This is a genomic window from Bosea sp. 124, assembly GCF_003046175.1.
GTDB lineage: Bacteria > Pseudomonadota > Alphaproteobacteria > Rhizobiales > Beijerinckiaceae > Allobosea.
The window spans coordinates 502,929-526,797 of the sequence record NZ_PZZM01000001.1; the positions used below are offsets into that span (position 1 = coordinate 502,929).

The 23,869-nt window shown below is 67.9% G+C and carries 23 protein-coding genes; 16 read left to right on the forward strand and 7 right to left on the reverse strand.

The genetic code is table 11. The annotated features are described in order from the left end of the window. Positions 1-36: 36 nt before the first annotated feature. Positions 37-648 carry a hypothetical protein gene (locus C8D03_RS02405; protein WP_108044838.1) on the reverse strand — a complete coding sequence of 204 codons (612 nt, stop codon included), beginning with the start codon at positions 646-648 and terminating at the stop codon, positions 37-39. After that, positions 645-1,154: an invasion associated locus B family protein gene (locus tag C8D03_RS02410; protein ID WP_108044839.1), complete on the reverse strand. Its 510-nt coding sequence runs from the start codon at positions 1,152-1,154 to the stop codon at positions 645-647. The genes C8D03_RS02405 and C8D03_RS02410 overlap by 4 nt, the downstream gene beginning before the upstream one ends. 397 nt (positions 1,155-1,551) lie before the next feature. On the opposite strand from C8D03_RS02410, the gene coxB reads away from it, so the two are divergent. The 12 genes from coxB to C8D03_RS02465 all read left to right on the forward strand — a co-directional run bounded on the left by coxB (position 1,552) and on the right by C8D03_RS02465 (position 14,851). Further along, entirely contained in the window at positions 1,552-2,436 is an 885-nt protein-coding gene (coxB, locus tag C8D03_RS02415) for a cytochrome c oxidase subunit II (protein ID WP_108051106.1), read from the forward strand. 91 nt (positions 2,437-2,527) lie between these two features. Continuing rightward, complete coding sequence (gene ctaD, locus C8D03_RS02420; RefSeq protein WP_108044840.1) at positions 2,528-4,159, forward strand: cytochrome c oxidase subunit I; 1,632 nt, start codon at positions 2,528-2,530, stop codon at positions 4,157-4,159. A gap of 143 nt (positions 4,160-4,302) precedes the next feature. Beyond that, positions 4,303-5,250 (forward strand): heme o synthase, encoded by a 948-nt coding sequence (locus C8D03_RS02425; RefSeq protein ID WP_108044841.1) that lies wholly within the window; start codon positions 4,303-4,305, stop codon positions 5,248-5,250. Next, positions 5,247-5,420: a hypothetical protein gene (locus tag C8D03_RS26350; RefSeq protein ID WP_181300613.1), complete on the forward strand. Its 174-nt coding sequence runs from the start codon at positions 5,247-5,249 to the stop codon at positions 5,418-5,420. The genes C8D03_RS02425 and C8D03_RS26350 overlap by 4 nt, the downstream gene beginning before the upstream one ends. Continuing rightward, positions 5,420-6,064, forward strand: coding sequence for a cytochrome c oxidase assembly protein (locus tag C8D03_RS02430; RefSeq protein WP_108044842.1), 645 nt, complete (start codon positions 5,420-5,422; stop codon positions 6,062-6,064). The genes C8D03_RS26350 and C8D03_RS02430 overlap by 1 nt, the downstream gene beginning before the upstream one ends. A 52-nt stretch (positions 6,065-6,116) precedes the next feature. After that, the gene (locus C8D03_RS02435) at positions 6,117-6,980 is read left to right on the forward strand and encodes a cytochrome c oxidase subunit 3 (RefSeq protein WP_108044843.1); all 864 of its coding nucleotides are present in this window, start codon (positions 6,117-6,119) and stop codon (positions 6,978-6,980) included. Positions 6,981-7,049: 69 nt separating this feature from the next. After that, the gene (locus C8D03_RS02440; protein ID WP_108044844.1) at positions 7,050-7,439 is read left to right on the forward strand and encodes a DUF983 domain-containing protein; all 390 of its coding nucleotides are present in this window, start codon (positions 7,050-7,052) and stop codon (positions 7,437-7,439) included. After that, positions 7,436-8,212: an SURF1 family protein gene (locus C8D03_RS02445; RefSeq protein WP_181300615.1), complete on the forward strand. Its 777-nt coding sequence runs from the start codon at positions 7,436-7,438 to the stop codon at positions 8,210-8,212. Before C8D03_RS02440 ends, C8D03_RS02445 begins: the two co-directional genes overlap by 4 nt. Positions 8,213-8,426: 214 nt before the next feature. After that, positions 8,427-9,842 carry a threonine synthase gene (gene thrC, locus C8D03_RS02450; RefSeq protein ID WP_108044846.1) on the forward strand — a complete coding sequence of 472 codons (1,416 nt, stop codon included), beginning with the start codon at positions 8,427-8,429 and terminating at the stop codon, positions 9,840-9,842. Next, positions 9,839-11,218, forward strand: a complete 1,380-nt coding sequence (locus tag C8D03_RS02455; protein WP_248308319.1) for a M16 family metallopeptidase — start codon at positions 9,839-9,841, stop codon at positions 11,216-11,218. Before thrC ends, C8D03_RS02455 begins: the two co-directional genes overlap by 4 nt. 4 nt (positions 11,219-11,222) lie before the next feature. After that, complete coding sequence (locus tag C8D03_RS02460; protein ID WP_108044847.1) at positions 11,223-11,822, forward strand: GNAT family N-acetyltransferase; 600 nt, start codon at positions 11,223-11,225, stop codon at positions 11,820-11,822. 86 nt (positions 11,823-11,908) lie between these two features. After that, on the forward strand, positions 11,909-14,851 hold the full coding sequence (locus C8D03_RS02465; protein ID WP_108044848.1) for an EAL domain-containing protein: 2,943 nt from the start codon (positions 11,909-11,911) through the stop codon (positions 14,849-14,851). A 24-nt stretch (positions 14,852-14,875) separates the two neighbouring features. Here the strand turns inward: C8D03_RS02465 and C8D03_RS02470 are convergent, their stop codons facing one another. Next, positions 14,876-15,487 (reverse strand): YqgE/AlgH family protein, encoded by a 612-nt coding sequence (locus C8D03_RS02470; RefSeq protein WP_108044849.1) that lies wholly within the window; start codon positions 15,485-15,487, stop codon positions 14,876-14,878. A gap of 181 nt (positions 15,488-15,668) precedes the next feature. Here C8D03_RS02470 and C8D03_RS02475 point away from each other — a divergent pair, with 181 nt between their 5' ends. From C8D03_RS02475 to C8D03_RS02490, 3 genes are all read left to right on the forward strand, one after another. Continuing rightward, a complete protein-coding gene (locus tag C8D03_RS02475) occupies positions 15,669-16,520 on the forward strand; it encodes a protein-disulfide reductase DsbD domain-containing protein (protein ID WP_108044850.1) in 852 nt (283 codons plus the stop codon). Between the two features lie 50 nt (positions 16,521-16,570). After that, complete coding sequence (locus C8D03_RS02480) at positions 16,571-17,056, forward strand: peroxiredoxin (RefSeq protein ID WP_108044851.1); 486 nt, start codon at positions 16,571-16,573, stop codon at positions 17,054-17,056. Between the two features lie 494 nt (positions 17,057-17,550). Then, positions 17,551-18,000 (forward strand): GNAT family N-acetyltransferase, encoded by a 450-nt coding sequence (locus tag C8D03_RS02490; RefSeq protein WP_108044853.1) that lies wholly within the window; start codon positions 17,551-17,553, stop codon positions 17,998-18,000. 60 nt (positions 18,001-18,060) lie between these two features. Here the strand turns inward: C8D03_RS02490 and C8D03_RS02495 are convergent, their stop codons facing one another. The 4 genes from C8D03_RS02495 to ispH all read right to left on the reverse strand — a co-directional run bounded on the left by C8D03_RS02495 (position 18,061) and on the right by ispH (position 22,173). Then, positions 18,061-19,425, reverse strand: a complete 1,365-nt coding sequence (locus tag C8D03_RS02495; RefSeq protein WP_108044854.1) for a CoA transferase — start codon at positions 19,423-19,425, stop codon at positions 18,061-18,063. A 45-nt stretch (positions 19,426-19,470) separates the two neighbouring features. Beyond that, positions 19,471-19,917, reverse strand: coding sequence for a ribonuclease HI (gene rnhA, locus C8D03_RS02500; protein ID WP_108044855.1), 447 nt, complete (start codon positions 19,915-19,917; stop codon positions 19,471-19,473). A 312-nt stretch (positions 19,918-20,229) separates the two neighbouring features. Then, positions 20,230-21,195 (reverse strand): homoserine kinase, encoded by a 966-nt coding sequence (locus C8D03_RS02505; protein WP_108044856.1) that lies wholly within the window; start codon positions 21,193-21,195, stop codon positions 20,230-20,232. A gap of 12 nt (positions 21,196-21,207) precedes the next feature. Beyond that, the gene (gene ispH, locus C8D03_RS02510) at positions 21,208-22,173 is read right to left on the reverse strand and encodes a 4-hydroxy-3-methylbut-2-enyl diphosphate reductase (RefSeq protein WP_248308321.1); all 966 of its coding nucleotides are present in this window, start codon (positions 22,171-22,173) and stop codon (positions 21,208-21,210) included. Between the two features lie 305 nt (positions 22,174-22,478). Between ispH and C8D03_RS02515 the strand changes: the two genes are divergently transcribed. Beyond that, the gene (locus C8D03_RS02515) at positions 22,479-23,831 is read left to right on the forward strand and encodes an MATE family efflux transporter (RefSeq protein ID WP_248308322.1); all 1,353 of its coding nucleotides are present in this window, start codon (positions 22,479-22,481) and stop codon (positions 23,829-23,831) included. The last annotated feature ends 38 nt before the right edge of the window (positions 23,832-23,869 follow it).

Sequence of the window (23,869 nt, forward strand, 5' to 3'; positions counted from 1 at the left end):
CGCCAGTCTTCGCGTTGCGGCCGTCTCGCGCCGCGCCTAACGGCGGCGCGAACGCGCCGGCGTGGCCGCGCCGGCGCCCAGCCCGACGATGATCTCGACGTCGCCGCGGCCGGCGGGAACCACGATGCCGTCCTCGACATGCGAGAAATCGACGCCGCCCTGGCCGGAGGCCACAGTGCCGCCGACGCGGGCGGAGCGGCGGGCGATCTGCGTCGTGCCGCGCGAGACCAATGTCGTCAGCGTCGCGCCATAGCTGCCGGCGCCGCCGGCGGGCCCGAGCAGGACGCGCCCCTCGACGCCGACCTTGAGGCGGAAGCCGCCATTGCCGGTGGGCGTGCATTCGCGCGCGACGTTGAGGATCGAGATCTGGTGGCGCAGGCTGCCGCTGTCGGGGCCGGACTGGGCGCGGACCGCGGCGCCGCCATCGGCGATGATGACCTCGGGGCAGATGAACTGCTCGTCCGGGTCGTCCTTCGGCAACTGGTCGGGCGGCGGCGGCGTCGTCGACTGGAACATCAGGACATTGCCCAGCGTCTGCATCGTGCTTGGCTGGCCGGAGGAGGAGCCGGAAGAACCGCAGCCGGCGAGGCCGAGGCAGAGAAAGGGCAGAGCCAGCAGGCTCGGCCGACGAAGCAGCGCATCACTCACGGCAGGGTCTCCACGCCGGGGCCAAAGCCGTTGAGGGAAACGGGCACGCCCACCCCCTCTTCCGGCGTCTGAAACACGATGAAGGTGGCGCTCTTGCCGCCCTTGAGCTGGCCGAGCAGGGCATCGTCCATCACCACCTCGGCAACGCAGCCCGTGGTCAGGCAGCGCACGAAGCCGGCGCGGCCGATGTCCTTGTCGTCGATCTTGAGGCCCAGCCCCGACGGCAGCAGCACGCCGAGCGGCGCGACCACGCGCAGGAGCCTGCTCTTCTGGTCGGCCGTCTTCAGCACGATGACGAGAAGCGTCAGATTCGGCCTGTCCTCGGCCGCGACGTTCTGAACGAGCGCGCATTGCTCCGTCTTGGCGCCGGGCGGCACCTCGCAGCGCATCTGCCAGTCGCCATGCGTCGACTTGACCGCGCCCTGGGCCAGCGCCGGGCCGGCGGCCAGAGCGGCGCCAGCCAGCGCGAGAGCCGCCGCGCAGACAGGTCCGATGATCCTACCCATCCTTGCGATTCCTCCAAACCGACGCCCTGCCGCCGGACATACAACCGAAGTTAAGAGCGGAATTCAGGCGGAAAGCCGGCTCCCCGCCGCGAAATCCCGCTTTGCCCCCGCAGTGGATTGCGTTGGGACCATGCAGGCCCGGTCCTGTCAAGGAGAGAGCGGCCATCACCGGGCCACCGCGGGCCGACCTCGCGCGATTATGCCGCACGGGATGCGCCGGCACCCCGCATTGCCCCACTGGCGCAAGCGTGATCTTTGATTTATCGCAATCCCGAAGAGCAAGGTGGCCTCGCGGTCGCACTCGCCACGCATGGAACAATTCCCGTCATCAGCGCCCCGGTGGACGCTTCGTGATGGGCGGCCCATGCAGGGCATGACAAGGAGCTATGTCGGATCGATGCGATTTCTGAGCAGGACCCTAGCCACCGTGGCCGCATCGGCCCTCGCCGCCGCCGCGGCGACGATGCTCCCCGACAGCGCCATGGCCGGAACCGGCATGCCGAGCCCCTGGCAGTTGAACCTGCAGGGCGCGGCGACCGAGGTCGCGCACTACATCCACTGGTTCCATGACTGGCTGAACGTGATCATCTTCGTGATCACGATCTTCGTGCTCGGCCTGCTGCTCTACGTGGCCTGGCGCTTCAACGAGAAGGCCAACCCGGTTCCTTCCAAGACCACGCACAACGCCCTGCTCGAGGTCGCCTGGACGGTGATCCCGGTGCTGATCCTCGTCGTGATCGCGATCCCCTCCTTCCGCCTGCTGAAGCTGCAGCTCGAGATTCCGCAGGCTGACATCACCATGAAGGTGACCGGAAAGCAGTGGTACTGGTCCTATGAATACGCCCAGGACGGCGGCGCCTTCGGCTTCGATTCGCTGATGCTCGACGAGAAGCAGCGCGCCGAGGCGATCGCAACCAAGAAGATCGCGGCCGAAGAGGCTCCGCGTCTGCTCGCCGTCGACAACGAGGCGGTGGTTCCGGTCGGCAAGGTCGTGCGCGTGCAGGTCACCGGCGCCGACGTGATCCACAAGTTCACCGTGCCGTCCTTCGGCATCAAGATCGACGCGATCCCGGGTCGCCTCAACGAGACCTGGTTCAAGGCCGATCGCGAGGGCATCTATTACGGCCAGTGCTCGTTCATCTGCGGACAGAACCACGCCTATATGCCGATCGCCTTCCGCGTCGTCAGCCCGGAGCGCTACGCCGCCTGGCTCGCCGAATCGAAGCAGAAATTCGCCAATGCCGGCGATGCCGCCGGCAAGGTCGCCGCCGCGACCAAGTGAAAGCCGTTAACGTGCTGCGGGCCGCAAGGCCTGCGGCGAACCTGATTTGACTGACTGTCGCGAAGCGATTTCGCACGAGGAGACCAAGGCGATGGCAACAGCGGCTCCGCACGCTCACGCCCACGGACATCACGACGAGGAACACGCCCATCCGACCGGATCGCGGCGCTGGCTGATGTCCACCAACCACAAGGACATCGGCACGCTCTACCTGATCTTCTCGATCATGGCGGGCCTGGTCGGTGGTTTCCTCTCGATCATGATGCGCATCGAACTGCAGCAGCCCGGCCTGCAGATCTTCGCCAACGGCCAGAGCTACAACGTTTTCGTCACCGGCCACGGCCTGATCATGATCTTCTTCATGGTCATGCCCGCCGTCATCGGCGGCTTCGGCAACTGGTTCGTGCCGCTGATGATCGGCGCGCCGGACATGGCGTTCCCGCGCATGAACAACATCTCGTTCTGGCTGACGGTCGCCGCCTTCGTGCTGCTGATCATGTCGATGTTCATGGAAGGCGCCCCGGGCGCGCATGGCGTCGGCACGGGCTGGACGATCTACCCGCCATTCTCCTCGGCCGGGCACCCCGGTCCTTCCGTCGATTTTGGCATCTTCGCGCTGCATCTCGCCGGCGCGGCCTCGATCCTAGGCGCGATCAACTTCATCACCACGATCCTGAACATGCGCGCGCCCGGCATGACGCTGCACAAGATGCCGCTGTTCGCCTGGGGCGTGCTGGTGACAGCCTTCCTGCTGCTGCTGGCGCTGCCGGTGCTGGCCGGCGCCATCACCATGCTGCTGACCGACCGCAATTTTGGCACGACCTTCTATGACCCGGCCGGCGGCGGCGACCCGATCCTGTACCAGCACCTGTTCTGGTTCTTCGGCCATCCCGAAGTCTACATCATGATCCTGCCGGCCTTCGGCATCGTCAGCCACATCATCTCGACCTTCTCGAAGAAGCCGATCTTCGGCTATCTCGGCATGGCCTACGCCATGGTCGCGATCGGCGTCGTCGGCTTCATCGTGTGGGCGCACCACATGTACACCGCCGGCCTGTCGCTCAACACGCAGCGCTATTTCGTGTTCGCGACGATGGTCATCGCGGTGCCGACCGGCATCAAGATCTTCTCCTGGATCGCGACGATGTGGGGCGGCTCGATCCGTTTCACCGCGCCGATGCTGTGGGCAGTGGGCTTCATCTTCCTGTTCACGGTCGGCGGCGTCACCGGCGTGGTGCTGGCCAATGCCGGCGTCGACCGCTCGCTGCATGCGACCTATTACGTGGTGGCGCATTTCCACTACGTCTTGTCGCTGGGCGCCGTGTTCGGCATCTTCGCCGGCTTCTACTACTGGTTCCCGAAGATGAGCGGCTACATGATCCCCGACTGGATCGGCAAGCTGCACTTCTGGATCGCCTTCATCGGCGCCAACCTGCTGTTCTTCCCGCAGCACTTCCTGGGCCTCGCCGGCATGCCGCGTCATTATGCGGACTATCCGGACGCGTTCGCGGGCTGGCATTTCTGGTCGTCGATCGGCTCCTACATCTTCGCGGCCGGCCTGCTGGTCTTCTTCTACGGCGTGTTCGTCGCCTTCTCGAAGAAGGAACTCGCCGGCGACAATCCGTGGGGCGAAGGCGCGACCACGCTGGAGTGGACCCTGTCCTCACCGCCGCCCTTCCACCAGTTCGAGACGCTGCCGCGCATCACCGGCTCGGACCACTGATACGAGGAGGCGGCGGGCCCCACCGGCCCGCCGCCACCCCTCTCCCGAGCGCCCTCCGCCAGGGCTTTCCGGAGACGGGCGGCCCAGCCGCACACAGCCGACGGCGCATGCGTGCGCTTTCAGGAATCGAGACGACGAAGTTCATGTCCGCTGCCTTCGACACCCGCACCGACGGCGTTGCCCTGACCTCCACCGGCGAGGCGCGCGATTTTTTCGCGCTGCTGAAACCGCGGGTGATGTCGCTCGTCGTGATCACGGCGCTCGCCGGCATGGCGACGGCGCCGGGCTCGGTGCATCCGGTGATCGCGCTCGCCTCGCTGCTCGCGATCGCGGTCGGCGCCGGAGCCTCCGGCTGCCTCAACATGTGGTACGACGCCGATATCGACGTGCTGATGAGCCGCACGGCCAAGCGCCCGATTCCGGCCGGCCGCGTGCTGCCCTCCGAGGCGCTGGCCTTCGGCCTGACGCTGTCGATCGGCGCTGTGCTGGTGCTCGGGCTCGTCGCCAATGTGCTGGCGGCCGGGATGCTGGCCTTCACGATCTTCTTCTATGCCGTCGTCTATTCGATGTGGCTGAAGCGCTGGACGCCGCAGAACATCGTCATCGGCGGCGCGGCCGGGGCGTTTCCGCCGATGATCGGCGAGGCCGTCGTCACCGGCGATCTCGGCTGGCACTCGGTCGTCCTGTTCGCAATCATCTTCCTGTGGACCCCTCCGCATTTCTGGGCGCTGGCGCTGGTCAAGTCGGCCGATTATGCGCGCGCCGGCATTCCGATGATGCCGAATGTCGCCGGCCCGGCCGCGACGCGCCGGCAGATCGTGGCGTATTCGCTGGTGATGGCGCCGGTCGCCGTGCTGCCGGCCCTGATGGGTTTCGGCGGGCTCGCCTATCTCGTCGTCTCGGTCACGACCGGGCTGGCGATGATCGCGCTTGCCATCCGCGTCTGGCGGACGACCGAGGGCGAGGCAGCGGTCAAGGCCTGCTATTCGCTGTTCGGCTTCTCGATCCTCTATCTCTTCGGGCTTTTCGCCGTGCTGCTGGTCGAGAACGGTCTCGGCCTGATGTGGGCTCTGCCAAAGGTGTTCGGATGAGCGAGCCGCGCAAACAGCCGGTCGCGCCCGCCGCCTTCTCGCCGGAGGATATGGCGCGCCGCAGACGCCGCTCGATCGCTCTGGCGCTCGTGCTCGGCGGGCTCGTGGTGTTCTTCTTCGTGGTGACGCTGGTGAAGACCGGCCCAGCCATCATGAACAGGCCGCTGTGATGAGCGCCGCCCGTCCCGCCCCGCAGACACCAAAAAATCTCGGCCGCACGGCGCTGATCTGCGCCGGCGTCGCCATGGGCATGACCGGGCTCTCCTTCGCGGCCGTGCCGCTCTATGACATGTTCTGCAAGGCGACGGGCTTCGGCGGCACGCCGATGACGGGAACGGCCGGCGCGGGCACGATCCTGGACCGGACGATGTCGGTGCGCTTCGATGCCAATGTCGCGCCGGGGCTGGGCTGGAAATTCGAACCCGAAAGCCCCGAGATCAGCTTACGCGTCGGCGAGACCAAGACGGTGTTCTACAAGATCACCAACCGCACCGACCGGGCCTCGACGGGGATCGCGAGCTACAATATCGCGCCCGAGAAAGGCGCGGCCTTCTTCGTGAAGATCCAGTGCTTCTGCTTCACCGAGCATACACTGCAACCGGGCGAGAGCCTGGAAGCGCCGGTCGTGTTCTATATCGACCCCGAGATCGCGGCGAATCGCGAGCTCGACGGGCTGAAGGCAATCACGCTGTCCTACACCTATTTCGCCTCCAAGGCGGGGCAGCCGCTCGCCCAGAGCGGGGGCAACCCCGGCAAGGGTGAGCCAGGCAAGGGTGACTCGGGCACGGGTGACTCGGGCAAATCGAACCTGTAAATATCGGCGCCGGAAACGAGCGCTGCAAAGTCGGACGCGGAGACTGATTACGATGGCCGGGGCCCATACCAAGAACCACGACTACCACCTCGTCGATCCGAGCCCCTGGCCGCTCGTCGGCTCGATCAGCGCGACGATCATGATGACCGGCGCGGTGATGTGGATGAAGGCGATGACGCTGGGCGGCATGAAGCTCGGCCCGCTCGTCTTCGGCATCGGCCTGCTCGGCGTGCTCTACACCTTCCTCGCCTGGTGGATGGACGTGGTGCGGGAGGCCGAGCACGAGGGCCACCATACCCGCGTCGTCCAGATGCATCACCGCTACGGCATGATGATGTTCATCGCCTCGGAGGTGATGTTCTTCGTCGCCTGGTTCTGGGCGTTCTTCGATGCGAGCCTGTTTTCGGGCGAGCACATCAACTATCTTCGCTACGATTTCACCGGCGGCGTCTGGCCCCCCAAGGGCATCCAGACCTTCGACCCCTGGCATCTGCCGCTGCTCAATACGCTGATCCTGTTGACATCGGGCACGACCGTCACCTGGGCGCATCACGCGCTGATCCATGGCGACCGCGCCGGGTTGAAGCAGGGCCTGTGGCTGACCGTGATCCTCGGCGTCCTGTTCACGATCTGTCAGGTCTACGAGTATTCGCACGCCTCCTTCGCCTTCAGCGGCCACATCTATGGCGCGACCTTCTTCATGGCGACGGGCTTCCATGGCGCGCATGTGGTGATCGGCACGATCTTCCTGGCGATCTGCCTGTACCGGGCCTATCTCGGCCACTTCAAGCCGGAGCAGCATCTCGGATTCGAGTTCGCCGCCTGGTACTGGCACTTCGTCGACGTGGTCTGGCTGTTCCTGTTCGCCGCGATCTATGTCTGGGCCGCGGGCGCCGGCGGCCCCGCCGCGCACTGAGCCGGCGAGACGCCTGACAGCTTTATGGAAAGGCGGCCTCGGCCGCCTTTCGCATTTCGGGAGGCCGCCATGGCCGACGACCAGCACAGCCTGCCCTCGCCCTATTCGACCGGCCTTTCCGGCCGCTGCCCGCGCTGCGGCGAAGGCAAGCTGTTCGACGGCTTTTTGAAGGTGCGCCCGCGCTGCTCCGCCTGCGGGCTGGATTTCAGCTTCGCCGATTCGGCTGACGGCCCGGCCGTGTTCATCATGCTGATCGCCGGGTTCACCGTGCTCGGGGCCGCGCTTTATGTCGAGATCGCCTATGAGCCGCCGATCTGGCTGCATCTGGTAATCTGGCTGCCGCTCGCCGTGATCGTCTGTCTCGCCCTGCTGCGCCCGATGAAGGGGCTCGCCGTCGCCTTGCAATATGCCCACAAGGCCGAGGAAGGCCGGCTCGACAAAGGCGGGCCCGACGCGTGAGCGACGTCGCCCCACGCGCCGGAGCCGGGCGGCGGCTGTTCTGGCCGGCTCTGCTCTCGCTCATCGGCGTCGCGATCCTGTGCACGCTGGGCGTCTGGCAGATCGCGCGCATGAGCGAGAAGCGCGTCTTCATCGACCGGCTCTCCGCGCAAGCCGCCGGCGCGCCTGCCGCAATGCCCGCCGCGTCCGGATGGGCAGCGCTCGACCCAGCCGCGCTCGACCTGACGCGGGTGACCGCTCAGGGCAGCTTCATCGACGGGCCCGTCGCCGGCGTGCGCACCACCATCGCCGCCGGCGGGCCGGGGACGCGCCAGCTTTCGGGCTTCGGACGCTGGATCTTCCAGGGTTTTCGACTGGCCGACGGCGGCGTCGTGCTGATCAATCGCGGCTTCGTTCCGGAGAGCCGGCTCGGCGAGATCAAGCCCGCCAGCGGCCCCGCGACCGTGACCGGCTTCCTGCGAACACCGGAAGGACGCGGCTCCTTCACGCCGTCCGACCTGCCGGCGCAGCGCGAATTCTACACGCGCGACCCGACCGCCATCGCCGCCTCACTGGGATTGGGACCAGCCGCGCCGTTCTATCTGGAAGCCGAGCGCCAGGGCGACGGGCTGACCCCGCCGGCCGGCGTCAATGCAAAGGAACTGATCGCCCGCATTCCCGATAATCACCTGTCCTATGCGCTGACCTGGTTCGGGCTGGCGGCGACGCTGATCGGGGTATTTGCGGCGTTTGCCTGGCAGGGCCGGGGTGCGAGCGATGGAAGCGGTTCCTAGCCTGCTCTTCCCGTCATGGCCGGCTTATTCCGATCATTCACGTCTTCGCCGGTCGGGGCCTGAGTTCAGGACGTGGATGCCCGCCACGAGGGCGCGCTCATGATGGTGCGCTGCACCAACGGCTTTCCGCGCTGTGCCTTTTGCCCAAACCGGCGGAGCGGCCTATAGCTTCTGGCACGATCACCGAAAGCCCAGACCACCGAGACCCGACGCCGTGCTGCATGTGTCCACCCGCGGAGAGGCTCCTGCCCTCTCCTTCTCCGACGCCCTGCTGGCCGGGCTCGCCCGTGATGGTGGGCTTTATGTCCCGAAGGCCTGGCCGACGCTGTCGCCCGACGAGATCGTGGGCTTCTCCGGCCAGAGCTATGCTGAAGTCGCAGAGCGGGTCATCGGCTCACTCGCCGATGGCGACATCGAGGACACGGCGCTGTCGGCGATGATCGCCGAGGCTTACGCCACCTTCCGGCATCCGGCCGTCTGCCCGCTCAACCAGATCGGCGACAACCTGTTCGTGCTGGAGCTGTTCCACGGCCCGACGCTCGCCTTCAAGGATGTGGCGATGCAGTTGCTTGGGCGGCTGATGGACCATGTGCTCGGCTTGCGCGGCGAGCGCGCGACCATCGTCGGCGCGACCTCGGGCGACACCGGCGGTGCCGCGATCGACGCCTTCAAGGGGCTGAGCTGCGTCGACGTCTTCATCCTCTATCCGCAGGGCCGCGTCTCCGACGTGCAACGCCGGCAGATGACGACGGTCGAGGCCGACAACGTTCATGCCATCGCCGTCGAAGGCACCTTCGACGACTGCCAGAACCTGGTGAAGGCGCTGTTCAACCACCACGCCTTCCGCGACGAGATCGGGCTGTCGGGCGTGAACTCGATCAACTGGGCCCGGATCGCGGCGCAGGTGGTCTATTACTTCACCTCGGCGGTCTCGCTCGGGGCGCCGGGCCGCAAGGTCTCCTTCGCCGTTCCCACCGGCAATTTCGGCGACGTGCTCGCCGGCTTCGTCGCCAAGCGGATGGGCTTGCCGATCGAGCGCCTGCTGATCGGCACCAACAGCAACGACATCCTGGCCCGGACGCTGGCCAGCGGCTCCTATGAGATGAAGGGCGTGCACGCCACGACCTCGCCCTCGATGGATATCCAGATCTCCTCGAATTTCGAGCGGCTGCTGTTCGAGGTGCATGGCCGCGACGGCGCCGCCGTCCGCCGGCTGATGCAGTCGCTGCAGCAATCCGGCCGTTTCGAGATCGCGCCCGGTCCGCTTGCCGCGATTCGAGCCGAGTTCGACGCGGTCGGCATCGACGAAGCCGCGACCACAGCTGAAATTGGCCGGACCTGGCGCGAGGCCGGCTATCTGCTCGATCCGCATACGGCTGTCGGTGTGGCTGCCGCGCGGGGAGGTCTCGCACGCGATCCGTCGACGCCGATGATCGTGCTGGGCACCGCCCATCCGGCCAAGTTCCCCGCGGCGGTGAAGGCCGCGAGCAGCGTGACACCCGCTTTGCCCGCCCATCTCGGCGATTTGATGGAGCGCCGGGAGCGCTTCACCCTGCTGCCGAACGACCAGAGCGCGATCGAGGCCTTCGTGCGGGCGAAAGCCCGCGCCGTCCGGGGAGTGGCGGCATGAGCGACGGCAAGAGCGAGGGCGAGGGCAAGAGCGCAGGAATGAGCGCGACGGGACCGGCCGAGATCGCCGAAGTCCCGGCCGCCGGCAGGCAGGGCGCGCATGACCCCGATGTCGGGCTGACGACGCTGCCCTCCGGCCTGCGCGTCGTCTCGCAGCGCATGGAGCATGCGGCGACGGTCTCGCTCGGGATCTGGATCGGCTCGGGCTCGCGCGACGAACTGCCCCATGAGCACGGCCTCGCCCATCTGCTCGAACACATGGCCTTCAAGGGCACGGCGCGGCGCAACGCGCTCCAGATCGCCGAGGAGATCGAGAGCGTCGGCGGCGATCTCAATGCCGCGACCAGCGTCGAATATACCTGCTACACCGCCCGCGTGCTCGGCTCGGACCTGCCGCTCGCCGTCGACATCCTCGCCGACATCCTGACCGCGTCATCCCTCACCGAGGAGGAGTTGAAGCGCGAGAAGGGCGTGATCCTGCAGGAAATCGGGGCCGTCCAGGATACGCCGGACGATCTCGTCTATGACCGCTTCCTGCAAGCGGCTTTCCCGGACCAGCCGCTCGGCCGCCCGATCCTCGGCACGGCGAAAACGGTCAAGGGCTTCACGCCCGACGCCATCCGCGCCTATCTCGCCCGCAACTACCACGCCGGCAACATGGTGCTCGCGGCGTCCGGCGCCGTCGACCATGACGAGCTCGTCAAGCTGGCCGAGACGCATCTCGCCGCATTGCCGAAAAGCCCGGCGACCCCGCCGGCGCGCGAGGATGGCCACTATCTCGGCGGCGAGGCCCGGATCGGCAGCGACGAGGAGCAGGTGCATCTCGTCCTCGGCTTCCCGGGACAGGCCTTCAAGGACGGCGCGCATTATCCGCTGCAGATCTTCTCCTCGGTGCTCGGCGGCGGGTTGTCGTCACGACTGTTCCAGGAGGTGCGCGAGCGGCGCGGGCTTGCCTATGCGATCGACGCCTTCCATTGGCCCTTCTCCGATTGCGGCGTGTTCGGCATCGGGGCCGGCACGGCGCCGGAGGATGTCGGGGAGCTGATCGAGGTCGCGCTTGGCTGCCTGCGGCAGGCGGCGGAGGACACGACCGAAGCCGAGGTCGCGCGGGCGCGGGCCCAGATGAAGGTCGGACTCCTGGCCTCTCTGGAAAGCCCCGGCGGCAAGCTCGAACAGATGGCGCGGCAGGTCCTGCTGTTCGGGCGCGCGATCCCCCGCGAGGAACTCGCCGCGCGGCTGGATGCGGTGACGCTCGCGGATGTGCGGGCGGCCGGGCGATCGCTGCTCGGCCACCAGCCCACGGTCGCAGCCGTCGGGCCGCTTCAGGGCTTGCCTCCGGCCAAACGGCTGCGGCACGCGGCCCGGGCAGCGGATTGAGGCCATGGCGCTCTTCCGCTTCTCGACAGAGCCGCCGACGCGCCCCCTGCTACGGACACAGAAGCTGATCCTGCGAGCGCCGCAGGCGAGCGATTACGCCGCCTGGGCCGTGCTGCGGATGGAGAGCCGCGAGTTCCTGACGCCTTGGGAGCCGACCTGGAACGAGGACGACCTCACGCGAACCTCGTTCCGCCTGAGGGTCAAGCGGGCCGCGCGCGAGATCGCTGCCGACGAGGCCTATTCGCTGTTCATCGTCGACGGGCGTTCCGAGGCGCTGCTTGGCGGGCTGACGCTCGGGCTCGTCCGGCGGGGCGTCGCGCAGGCCTGCACGCTGGGCTACTGGATGGGCCAGCGCCATTCCGGCAAGGGCTATATGACGGAGGCCGTGCGCGGCGCGCTGCGCTTCGCCTTCCAGGATCTGGCGCTGCACCGCGTCGAGGCCGCCTGCCTGCCCAACAACGAGCCCTCCCGCCGCCTGCTCGAACGCGTCGGCTTCCATAAGGAGGGCATGGCACGGGCCTATCTCAGGATCAACGGAAGCTGGGCCGACCACCTGCTCTACGGGGCGCTCGCGAGCGACAGGCTGCCGGGCGAGGCTCCGTGAGCGGAGACGGTGCATCGCGCCCCTGCGGGGCGCCGGGTGCCTTGCCCTCGCCACGAGCCGCCGATAGGACTGTCGCCCGATACCGCATGAACTTTTCCAGCCCCAGATTCGAGCGCCGCTTGACCCTCCCCGACCGACTTCTCCGGTTCGGCCTCGCCATTGCCGGGCTCGCGCTCTGGCTCGTGCTCGCAGCGGCCGAACCTGCCGCAGCGGTCGAGGCGGTGCGCGTGCCGGTGGATGCGACCGTGCTCGACCTCACCAACGTCGTCGAGCGCAACAGGTCCGACGGCGACGTCATCCAGATCTCGACCGCGCCGGGCCCCGACGGCATCGTGCGCCGCATCGCGGTGCGTGCGCGCGAATCCGGCGCGCGGCCGGACTGGATCGTGTTCGCGCTGACCAACGATTCCGATGAGCAGATCGACCGGCTGCTGGTCGCGCCCTTCCACCGGCTGATCGGCTCGGGCGTGATCTGGCCCGATCTCGGCGACAGCCGCATCGAGGCCGTGACCGCAAGCCAGGGCCTCTCCCCGGAGCGCGAGGCGAGCCCGGACGCCGACGTCTTCCTGATCACGCTCGACCCCGGCACCACGGTGACCTTCGTCGCCGAGCTGAAATCGCCCAATCTGCCGCAGCTCTATCTCTACGAGCAGGAGGCCTATCGCCAGAAGACCAACGGGCTGACGCTCTACAAAGGCATCATCATCGGCATCGCCGGGCTGCTCGCGCTGTTCCTGACGATCATCTTCGTGGTCAAGGGCGCGGTGATCTTTCCGGCCGCGGCAGCGCTCGCCTGGGCGGTGCTGGCCTATGCTGGTCTCGATTTCGGCTTCTTCCAGCGCATCTTCCCGCTGACGCCGGCGATCGAGCGAATATATCGAGCGGGCGCCGAGGTCGTGCTGGCGGCAACGCTGCTCGTTTTCCTGTTCGCCTATCTCAATCTGGCGCGCTGGCATGTGCGCTACAGCCACGTCACCATCGTCTGGATGCTCGGCCTGGCGGCGCTCGTCGGGCTTGCGGTATTCGACGCGCCGATGGCGTCCGGCATCGCGCGCATCTCGATCGCGGCCGTCGCGGCGGTCGGCTTCGTGCTGATCCTGCATCTGGCGACGCATGGCTACGAGCGCGCGGTGATGCTGATCCCGACCTGGTTCCTGCTGGCGGTCTGGGTGACAGCGGCGGGCTTCACCGTGACGGGGCAGTTCCAGCGCGATCTCGTGGCGCCGGCCCTGCTGGGCGGCCTCGTCCTGATCGTGCTGCTGATCGGCTTCACCGTGATCCAGCATGCCTTCGCCGGCAGCGGCCTGTCGCAGGGCCTGGTCTCCGACACGGAGCGACGGGCGCTGGCGCTGTCTGGATCGGGCGACCTCGTCTTCGACTGGGACGTCAGCGCCGACCGGATCTTCGTCTCGCCGCAGATCGAGACCCTGCTCGGCCTGTCGCGCGGCGCGCTCGAGGGCTCGGCCGCACGCTGGTTCGAGCACATGCATGTCGCCGACCGCGACCGCTACCGCGTCTCTCTCGATGCCGTGCTGGAGCAGCGCCGCGGCAAGCTCAACCTCGACCTGCGCCTGCGCGCGGCAGGGGGCAACTATCACTGGTTCAACCTCAAGGCGCGGCCGGTGATCGGCTCCGACGGCGAGGTCATCCGCGTCATCGGCACGCTCGCCGACGTCACCGAGCAGCGCACCGCGCAGGAGCGCATGCTGCACGATGCCGTCCACGACAACCTGACCGGGCTGCCAAACCGCAAGCTGTTCCAAGACAGACTTGCGGCCGTGTTCGGCTTCACCCGCGCCGACGAGACCATCCGTCCGACCGTGCTGGTGATCGACATCGACCGCTTCAAGCAGGTCAATGAATCGGTCGGCTTCTCGGCCGGCGATTCGATCCTGCTGACGCTGGCGCGCCGGCTCGGCCGGCTCTTGCGGGCGCAGGACACGCTGGCGCGCATCGGCGGCGACACCTTCGCGATGATCCTGGTCTCGGAGCGCGACCCCGAGCGCATCCTGGCGCTGGCCGAACTGGTGCGCCGCGCCGTCTCGACGCCGATCACCTTCGCCGAGCGCGAGATCCTGCTGACGCCCTCGGTCGGGCTCGCTCTGTTCGATCCGGCGCCCGCCGCGCGCAAGGACGACGCCCTCAAGAACGCCGAACTCGCCATGGCCCATGCCAAGCGCCAGGGCGGCAACAAGATCGAGGTCTTCGTGCCGGCGATGCGGACCGACCGCAACGACCGCCTCGCCCTGGAAAGCGACCTCCGGCGCGCCATCGAGCGCGGCGAAATCCAGGTGATGTACCAGCCGATCGTCCGGCTGGAGGACCGCACCATCGCCGGCTTCGAGGCGCTGGTGCGCTGGGACCATCCGCGCGAAGGCCGGCTGATGCCGCAGGATTTCCTCGCCATCGCCGAGGAAACCGGACTGATCGTCGATCTCGGCGTCTATGTGATGGACCGCACCGCGCGCGAGCTCGAAGCCTGGCAGGCCGCGCTGGATGTCGATCCGCCGATCTTCGCCAGCGTCAACGTCTCCAGCCGGCAGTTGCTACGCCACGACCTGCTGCATGACGTGAAGACCGTGCTGGCGCGCCGGCGCATCCTGCCCGGCACGCTGAAGCTCGAGATCACCGAGAGCCTGGTGATGGAGAACCCGGAATATGCCGCGCAGATGCTGTCGCGCATCCGCGATCTCGGTGCCGGCCTCTCGCTCGACGATTTCGGCACGGGCTATTCCTCGCTGTCCTATCTGCAGCGCTTCCCCTTCGACACGATCAAGGTCGACCAGAGCTTCGTGCGCCAGATGGGCAACGGCAAGCCGCCGGTGATCCTGCGCTCGATCGTCCAGCTCGCGGCCGATCTGCGCATGGACGTGGTCGCGGAAGGCGCAGAGAGCGAGTCCGATGCGATCGAACTCTACCAACTCGGCTGCCAGTACGCGCAGGGCTACATCTTTGGCCAGCCGATGAGCGCCGCCGAGGCGCGGAGGCTGATGGGCGCCGCGGCGGCGAGCTCCAGCGAAGCGGCATAAACCCTTCTCCCCTCGAGGAGAGGGCTAAGCGTGCCCGGCCTCGCTCGACAGGAATGCCGGATCGATGCCGATCTTGCCGAGCGCGCGGTTGTATTTCGTCTCGATGCCGTCGTCGAAGAGCAGCGCGGGGTCGGCGGCGCAATGCAGCCAGCCATTCGACTGGATCTCCGCTTCGAGCTGGCCCGCGCCCCAGCCGGCATAGCCCAGCGCCAGCACCGCGTTCTCCGGCCCGCTGCCGATGGCGATGGCGCGCAGGATGTCGAGCGTCGCTGTCAGGCAGATGCCGTCATCGATCGGCAGCGTCGCCGATTCGAGGAAGAAATCGGCCGAGTGCAGCACGAAGCCGCGCTTGGTCTCGACCGGACCGCCGCGCAGCACCTGCAGACGCTCGGCCTGGCTCGGCAGGCGGATCAGCTCCTCGGAGGGAATCACGTCGAGCTGGACCAGAAGATCGGGAAAGCGGGTGTCGGCCGCCGGCTTGTTAACGATGATGCCCATCGCCCCATCCTCGGAATGGGCGCAGACATAGACCACGCTGCGGCTGAAGCGCGTGTCGGCCATGCCGGGCATCGCGATCAGGCACTGCCCGTCGAGATAGCTGCGACCGCTGACACGCTGATTTGAGCCGATCTTCATTCGTGCATGCTAGATCACTTTTACCCGCGCTGGGAACCGGGTGCGACGTCGGAAAATCCGCGACCGCGATTGTGCCGCAATGCGGCGCCAACCTGACGACCGTCAGCCCCATCACGCGATTGTTCGGCGAGGCTCGATGGTTTTGGTCGCAATTTCCAACCGCAGCGCATAAATATCGAGCGTGAAACGCATTCTTTCCCTTCTGGCGTTCGTCGCCGCGGTGCTGACCGCCCCCGCGAGCGCGCAGGAGGCTGCGATGTCGCCCTGGGCGAAGACCGATCACGCGGCGCTGCGCCTGATCGCCGGCGCGACCGCCCCGTCCGGCAAGCAGCGCGTCGGTGTCGAGATCGTGATGGCACCGGGATACAAGACCTATTGGCGCAGCCCCGGCGATTTCGGCGTGCCGCCGATCTTCGACTGGAGCGGATCGACCAATATCGGCGGGCTCGACGTGCGCTGGCCGGCGCCCGAGCGCTTCAAGGACGGAAACGGTTACTCGATCGGCTATGTCGGCGAGGTCGTGATCCCTGTCTCGGTGCAGCCGGTGGATCCCAACAAGCCGGTGATGCTGGTCCTGAAGCTCGACTATGCGGTCTGCGAGAAGATCTGCATTCCGGTGAAGGGCGAGGCGCGGCTCTGGCTGGAGCCGGGCGTGACCGCGGTCACCTCGCCGCGGCTCGAGAGCTTCGAGGCGCGCGTGCCGGTTCCCGTGAAGCTCGGCCCGCACAAGGGGAAGCTCTCGGTTCTGGAGGCAAAGCTGGACGAGGGCGCGATCGATCCGGGCCTGCGTCTCGTGCTGCAGGCACCGCCGGACGGCACCGTCGAGGACGTCTTCATCGAGGGTGCCGGCATGTGGTCCTTCGGAAAGCCGACGCTGAGCCGGCAGGCAGACGGTACGACCGTCGCGCTGATGCGGATCATCGAGCAGCCCAAGGGCGCGGCCGGGCCAGTGCCCTTCATCATCACCGTGCGCGGCAAGCCATCGGCGATCGAGACGCGTCTCGAACTCGACATCCCCGCCGCCAAGCCCTAATTCGTGAGCCTCGCGGCAAGCTGCCGCAGGCTTCACGGAGTACAGGCGCAATGACCATCAAGGTGGGTGACAAGCTTCCGCAGGCGACGTTCCGCGTCATGACGGCCGACGGACCGGCCGCCAAGACCACCGACGACCTGTTCAAAGGCAAGAAGATCGTGCTCTTCGCCGTTCCCGGCGCCTTCACGCCGACCTGCCACAAGAACCATCTGCCGGGCTATCTCGGCAAGGCGGCCGAGATCAAGGCCAAGGGCGTCGACGCGATCATGGTGACGAGCACCAACGACGTCTTCGTCATGGACGCCTGGTCGAAGGCAACCGGCGGCGCCGGCGTGATCGAGTTCCTGTCGGACGGCAACGCCGATTTCGCCAAAGAGATCGGCCTCTCGCTCGACGGTTCGGGCTTCGGGCTGGGCACCCGCTCGCAGCGCTATTCGATGATCGTCGATGACGGCGTCGTAACCTCGCTCAATGTCGAGGAAGGCCCGGGCAAGGCGGAGATCTCCGGCGCCGAGGCGCTGCTCGCGCAGCTCTGAGCCCCCCATGCGCAAACCCTGCGTCGACCGACGAGGCCGGCGCAGGGTTCGAGGCCGTGCGATGCGCGCGGCTAGCTCGCTACCGGATCAAATACCCGGCGCGCCCGTCAGGTAGTTCCGCTGCAATTGCTGACTGCTTGACGGAGCGATGGCCTGGCACTCCGCCCAATAAGTCGATGTGGGATCCTGCGTAAGCGGATCGGCACAGAGCGTGGCTAGCTGCTCCTGCCGCGATTGGGAACTCTGGCAGGCTGACAGAAGCGTGGCCATTGCAATCGACAGCAAGATCGGCCCGACGTGTCGCATCATCGTGGTCCTTTGGCAGCGCTGCATCGGTTCGCCCGGCGTGCAGCGAATTTCTGGCATTTGGCGCTCAAGGCGACAAGTCACCGCGCCCGGGCACGGGTCGCGACGGCTGATCGATGCGATATCGCCTTGTCATGAGACAGCTGGCATCGTCGGCGTTAGGTTCGGTGCTTCCGCCGGAGCCTGCCATGACCGACATCACCATCCGCCCGCTCGCCACCTCGGACCGCTCCCAGTGGGAGCCGCTCTGGCAGGGCTATCTGACTTTCTACAAAGCCTCGCTCACGCCCGACATCAGCGATTCGACCTTCGCACGGCTGACCGGCGGAGCCGAGCCGATGGGCGGCTTTGTCGCCGAGCGCGACGGCAGGCTGCTCGGCATCGTGCACTGGGTGATCCACCGCTCGACCTGGAACATCCGCGACATCTGCTATCTGCAGGACCTGTTCACGACGCCGGACGCACGCGGCACCGGGGCGGGGCGCGCGCTGATCGAGGCGGTGAAGCAGATGGCGCAGACGAAGGGCTACTTTCGCGTCTACTGGCAGACGCATGAGAGCAACGTCCAGGCGCAGGTGCTTTATGACAAGGTCGCGGACAAGTCCGGCTTCATCGTCTATCGCCAGCCGCTCGGCTGAAACGCTACAGCTTGCATCGGCTTTTCCCGAAAACCGCGGCCCGCCTTTCGGGCCGATGCGCTACCACTGCGCCGGAGCGCTGCCGAGCGGACATGCCGGGAGGCCCCATTGCAGGGGCAGGCCAGCGATAGCGACCGGCGAGCGGAGGCGACGCAGGGGGCCCCAGACCGTCGTTTCCGGCATCGGAGCCTGATCCTCGGCCTGCGCCCCGGGTGAGGCGCCATGCAGGTCGCCCTCCCCGCGCGTGGTCGCCAGCAGGGCCGCGACCCGGGCGAGCGAGGTGCGGGCGCGCCAGCCATGTCCGGCCCGACGCTCGGCGAGGCCGCGCAGCACCGCGGCGGCCATGATGTAGCCGGCGGCGTGGTCGAGCGCCTGGACGGGCAACGGCTTCGGGCCCGGGGTGCCGAAGCGGCGCATGCCCTCCTCGGCGATGCCGCTGCTCATCTGCACCAGGCTGTCGAAGCCGCGCCGTCCCGCCCACGGCCCCGTCCAGCCATAGGCATCGAGCGAGACGTCGATCAGGCCCGGCCGGATGCGGGCGCGTTCGGCGGCGCCGAAGCCGATGCTGTCGAGGGCAGCGCGGCGATAGCCGTGAACGAGCACATCCGCCCGCGCGAGCAGGCCGGCCAGTTGCGCGCGGCCCTCGGCGCTGCGCGCGTCCAGACGGGCACAGCGTTTGCCGAGGGTCATCTCGGGCTCGTTGCCGGGCTCGTCCCATCCCGGCGGGTCGATGCGCAGGACATCGGCCCCAAGCCCCGCAAGGAAGCGCGTGCAGACGGGGCCGGCGAAGACGCGTGTCAGATCCAGCACGCGCAGGCCGGCGAGCGGACGCGTCGGATCGACCGGGCCCGGGCCGGGTTCCGCTGCGGTGCGCTCGAACCAGACCAGCGGCTCCGCAGCGACGGCCTGCCCCTGCGGATGGGCTGCCCAGGCTGCCATCGGGCGCATCGTCGCGGCGGCACCGCCCGCGGCGACGATCGCGGCCTCCAGATCGTCCGCAACCCAGCGGCGCACGGCGGTGGCCACGGAAGTGCGGTCGGGAGGCGCACCCAGCACCGTCAGGGCCGCCGCGAGATGATGCCGCGCATTGGTGTGCAGGCGGATCCAGCCATCGGCCGCCTCGTAATCACCCGTGACCGGATCCGACGAAGGCGGGGCCGTCCAGCCTTGCGGGCTGAACGACCAGCCGAACCAGAGCGAGACGAGCCGGCGATCGACCGTCACGGCGCGACCGGAAGAGCCGAGATAGTCGGCACCGGCCAGCGCGGCTGCAGCCACGCTCGCGGCCATGAGGTCGTCGACGCCGAAGGCGCAAGGGTAGCTGTGCGTGCCCGTGAAGGTCAGGCCGTCGAGCAGCGCGGCGTCGCCGTCCAGCGCGGCCCAGATGTCCTGCAGGAGGCGATGCGTCGTCGGGATGCCTGTCATGGCCTTTTGCTCGCTGTTCGAATTCGCCTGAAGGCTCGGCGCGGCTCAGCGCCCCGGCTTGAACGGTGCCATCCCCGCGCGCGCCAGCGCGTCGGCGCGCTCGTTCATCTCGTCGCCGGCATGGCCCTTGACCCATTTCCACTCGATCTTGTGCTTGCCGAGGGCTGCGTCGAGGCGCTTCCAGAGCTCCTCGTTCTTCACCGGTTTCCGGTCGGCGGTCTTCCAGCCGTTCTTCTTCCAGCCATGGATCCAGGCGGTGATGCCCTGACGCAGATACTGGCTGTCGGTGTGGAGCGCGACGGTGCAGGGGCGCGTCAGCGTCTCCAGCGCCGCGATCGCGCCCATCAACTCCATGCGGTTGTTGGTGGTCATCGCCTCGCCGCCGCAGAGCTCCTTCTGCTTGCCCTTGAAGGACAGGATCGCGGCCCAGCCACCGGGGCCGGGATTGCCCGAGCAGGCTCCGTCCGTCCAGACTTCGACGGTGTCGCTCATGGCTGGCCCCGGCGACAAAAAGATGTGCGAATGGGGCAAGCCCCAAGCGCGCCGGGGCCGGGATTGCCCGAGCAGGCCCCGTCCGTCCAGACTTCGACGGTGTCGCTCATGGCAGGCTCCTCCCCTCCCCCTCGTGGGGAGGGGCTGGGGGTGGGGGGCGGAAAGCCGAAACGCTATCGCAAAACGTTTCGCCTGCGGCGCCGTTGCCAGCGTGTCCAACTGCGCCAGCACGCATCCAGTCGCACGCCCCCCACCCCCAACCCCTCCCCACGAGGGGGAGGGGAGCCGGCCTGCCCGGATCGAAAGACGGGATCATCGCCTCAGCCCGTAATCGCGTGCGTCGGCGACGCGCTGGTGGAAGGCGAGCTTGCGGTCGTATTCGAGCGGGTCATGCGGTTTGACCAGAGCGCCCGGCGGCACATTCAGCCAGTCGACGAGCCGCGTCAGCAGGAAGCGCAGCGCCGAACCGCGGCAAAGCTGCGGCAGGGCCTCGACCTCCGGTGCCGTCAGCCGGCGCACGCTCTCATAGCCGGCGAGCATGGCCTGGCCCTTGGTCAGGTTGAAGGAGGCGTCCGCCTCGAAGCACCAGGAATTCAGGCAGATGGCGAGGTCGTAGGCGAAGGCATCGGTGCAGGCGAAATAGAAGTCGATCAGCCCCGACAGCCGGCTCTTGAGGAAGAAGACGTTGTTGGGAAAGAGATCGGCATGGATGACGCCGCGCGGCAGCCCGTCCGGCCAGCCAGCCTCATGCACGGCGATCTCGGCTGCGACCCGGCCCGCCAGCCCGGCCGAGACCGTATCGGCCGCAGCACCCGCCTGCTCCGCCAGCGGGCGCCAGCCCGGCACCGAGAGCGCATTGGCGCGCTCCATCCCGAAATCGGCGCCGGCCTGATGCAGCAAAGCGAGGCCGCGCCCGAGTTCCTGGCAATGAGTCGCGGTCGGGCGGCGCACCGACAGCCCGTCGAGGAAGGTGACGATCGCTGCCGGACGCCCGGCGAGCCGACCGAGCATCTCGCCGCGGCTGTCCCTGACCGGCTGGGGGCAGATCAGCCCGCGCGCCGCCAGATGTTGCATCAGCCCGAGGAAGAAGGGCAGATCGTCGGGATTCACCCGCTTCTCGTAGAGCGTCAGGATGAAGAAGCCCTGCGAGGTGTGCAGCAGGAAATTCGAGTTCTCGACGCCTTCGGCGATGCCCTTGGCGGACAGCAGATCGCCGATGCCATAGCGAGCGACGAATGCCGCCATCTCGTCATCGGGAACTTCGGTGTAGACGGCCAAGGATGTTCTCGCTCACTCGGCCGCTGCGGGCGCGTCGCGCAATTCGCGCGGCAGCGGGAAGAAGACATTCTCGTCGGCGGTCGAGACCGTCTCGACACGGACCTCATAGCGCTCGGCGAAGGCGTCGATGATCTCCTCGACCAGCACCTCGGGCGCGCTGGCGCCAGCGGTGATGCCGAGGCTGCGGATGGCGCCGAAGACCGACCAGTCGATCTCGTCGGTGCGCAGCACGAGCCGCGCCACCGGGCAGCCGGCGCGCTCGGCGACCTCGCGCAGGCGCTGCGAATTCGAGGAGTTCGGCGAGCCAACGACGATCAGCGCCTCGACCTGCGGCGCGACGCGCTTCACCGCTTCCTGGCGGTTCGTCGTGGCGTAGCAGATGTCCTCCTTGTGGGGGGCGATCAGCTCCGGGAAGCGCTGCTGCAAAGCCTCGACGATGCCGCGCGTATCGTCGACCGAGAGCGTCGTCTGCGTGACGAAAGCGAGCGGCACGCCCGCGGGCGGAGCGAGCACGGCGACATCGTCCAGCGTCTCGATCAGCGTGATCGCACCCGGCGGCAACTGCCCCATGGTGCCGATCACCTCCGGGTGGCCGGCATGGCCGACGAGGAGGATGTGACGGCCGCGCTTGTAATGCACCTCGGCCTCGCGATGGACCTTGGTCACCAGCGGGCAGGTCGCGTCGATGGCGAAGAGATGGCGCTGGTCCGCCTCGGCCGGAACGGATTTCGGCACGCCATGGGCGGAGAAGATCACCGGCCTGGTCGCATCGGGAACCTGCGACAACTCGGAAACGAAAACCGCGCCCTTTCGCTTGAGCGATTCGACGACGTATTTGTTGTGGACGATCTCATGGCGGACATAGACTGGCGCGCCATGCAGCGTGAGCGCCTTCTCGACCGCGTCGATGGCACGCACGACACCGGCGCAGAAGCCGCGCGGCGCACAAAGCAGAATGTCGAGCGGCGGCTTGGTCACGCGTCTCGCGGGGCTCCGATGGTCGAGCGCCTTCTTTCGGCGTGGCGCGGGCGATGTCAAGAAACGGCGGTGCCGACCTGCCATACCGGCATGGCGAGGCGCGGGGACGCCGGGCAGGGGACGCGCGGGTTGCCTCTCGCCTGATCGGCCGTGCCATCCTAGACAGGGCGCCGGTCGGCAGCGCGCCCTGCCACCCCTCGATCGATCCGGTGAACCGCCATGGCCCACGCCTTCCTCCTGCGCCTGCCGCTACAGTTGCCGATCTACGGCGGCGCCTCGACGAGCGACGGGAGCCCCGCTTGAGCATGGCAGCCGGATCGAAGTCCGCGATCTTCGTCAGCGGCTCGCTGATGCGCCATGTCGCGGTGATGACGGGAACGGGCGCGATCGGCCTGATGGCGATCTTCGTCGTCGATCTCCTGTCGCTGCTCTACGTGTCCTGGCTCGGCAGGCCGGAAGCCACGGCCGGTGTCGGCTTCGCGACCATCGTTCTCTACCTGATGATCTCGATCAATATCGGGCTGATGATCGCGGTGACGGCGCTGACCTCGCGCGCCCTGGGGGCCGGCGACCGCGCCGGTGCGAGGCGGCTCGCCGGATCGACCCTGACACTGATGGCACTCGCGGCGCTGGCTCTGACGGCGGTCGCCCTGCCCTGCCTGCCGGGACTGCTACGCCTGCTCGGCGCGCAGGGCGAAGCGCACCGGGTCGCGCTGTCCTTCCTCTGGATCGTCCTGCCGTCAAACGTCCTGATGGCGCTTGGAATGGGGCTTTCGGGCGTGCTGCGCGCTGTCGGCGATGCGCGCCGCGCCATGTTCGTGACGCTCGGCGGCGGGCTGGCGACGGCCGGCCTCGATCCGCTCTTCATCTTCTGGTTCGGCCTCGGACCGGACGGCGCCGCCTGGGCGATCGTCCTGTCGCGCGTCATCATCGTCGCGACCGGCGTCCATGGCGCGGTCCGCATCCACGACATCGTGGCGCGACCGAGCCCCGCCGGGCTGCGCGCAGACGGCGGACGGACCTTCGCCATCGCCGGCCCGGCGATCCTGACCAATCTCTCGAACCCAATCGCCAATGCCGTTTTCGCCAGTATCTTTGCGCGCTTCGGCGACGGGGCGGTCGCGGCGCTCGCGATCATGGACCGGCTGGTGCCGGTCGCCTTCGGCGTGCTGTTTGCGCTGACGGGCGCAGTCGGGCCTATCCTGGCGCAGAACTGGGGCGCCGGCCGGTTCGACCGGATGCGCGCCGGGCTGACGGCCTCGGCCGTGTTCGGGATCGGCTGCGTCGTGGTCTCCTGGCTCGTGCTGACGCTGCTGCGCGGGCATATCGCGGCCGCCTTCGGCGCGACGGGACTGACGGCGGAGCTGGTGATGTTCTTCTGCCTGATCGCTGGGCCGATGTGGCTCTTCGTCGGGCTGCTCTTCGTCGCCAATGCCGCCTTCAACAATCTCGGCATGCCGTTCCTGTCGACGATCTTCAGCTGGGGCCGGGCCACGCTGGGCACGATGCCGCTCGCCTGGCTCGGCGCGCACTATGCCGGACCGAAGGGGGCGCTGGTCGGCTCGTCGCTCGGCGCCGTCGCATTCGGCATCCTCGCGCTGGTCTTCGCCTATCGCGGCATCGCCCGGCTGGAGCGGGAGGCCCGGCCCGGCGCCTGACACCCTCCGGATACGCGGCTTGCCTCGCCCCCCGACGC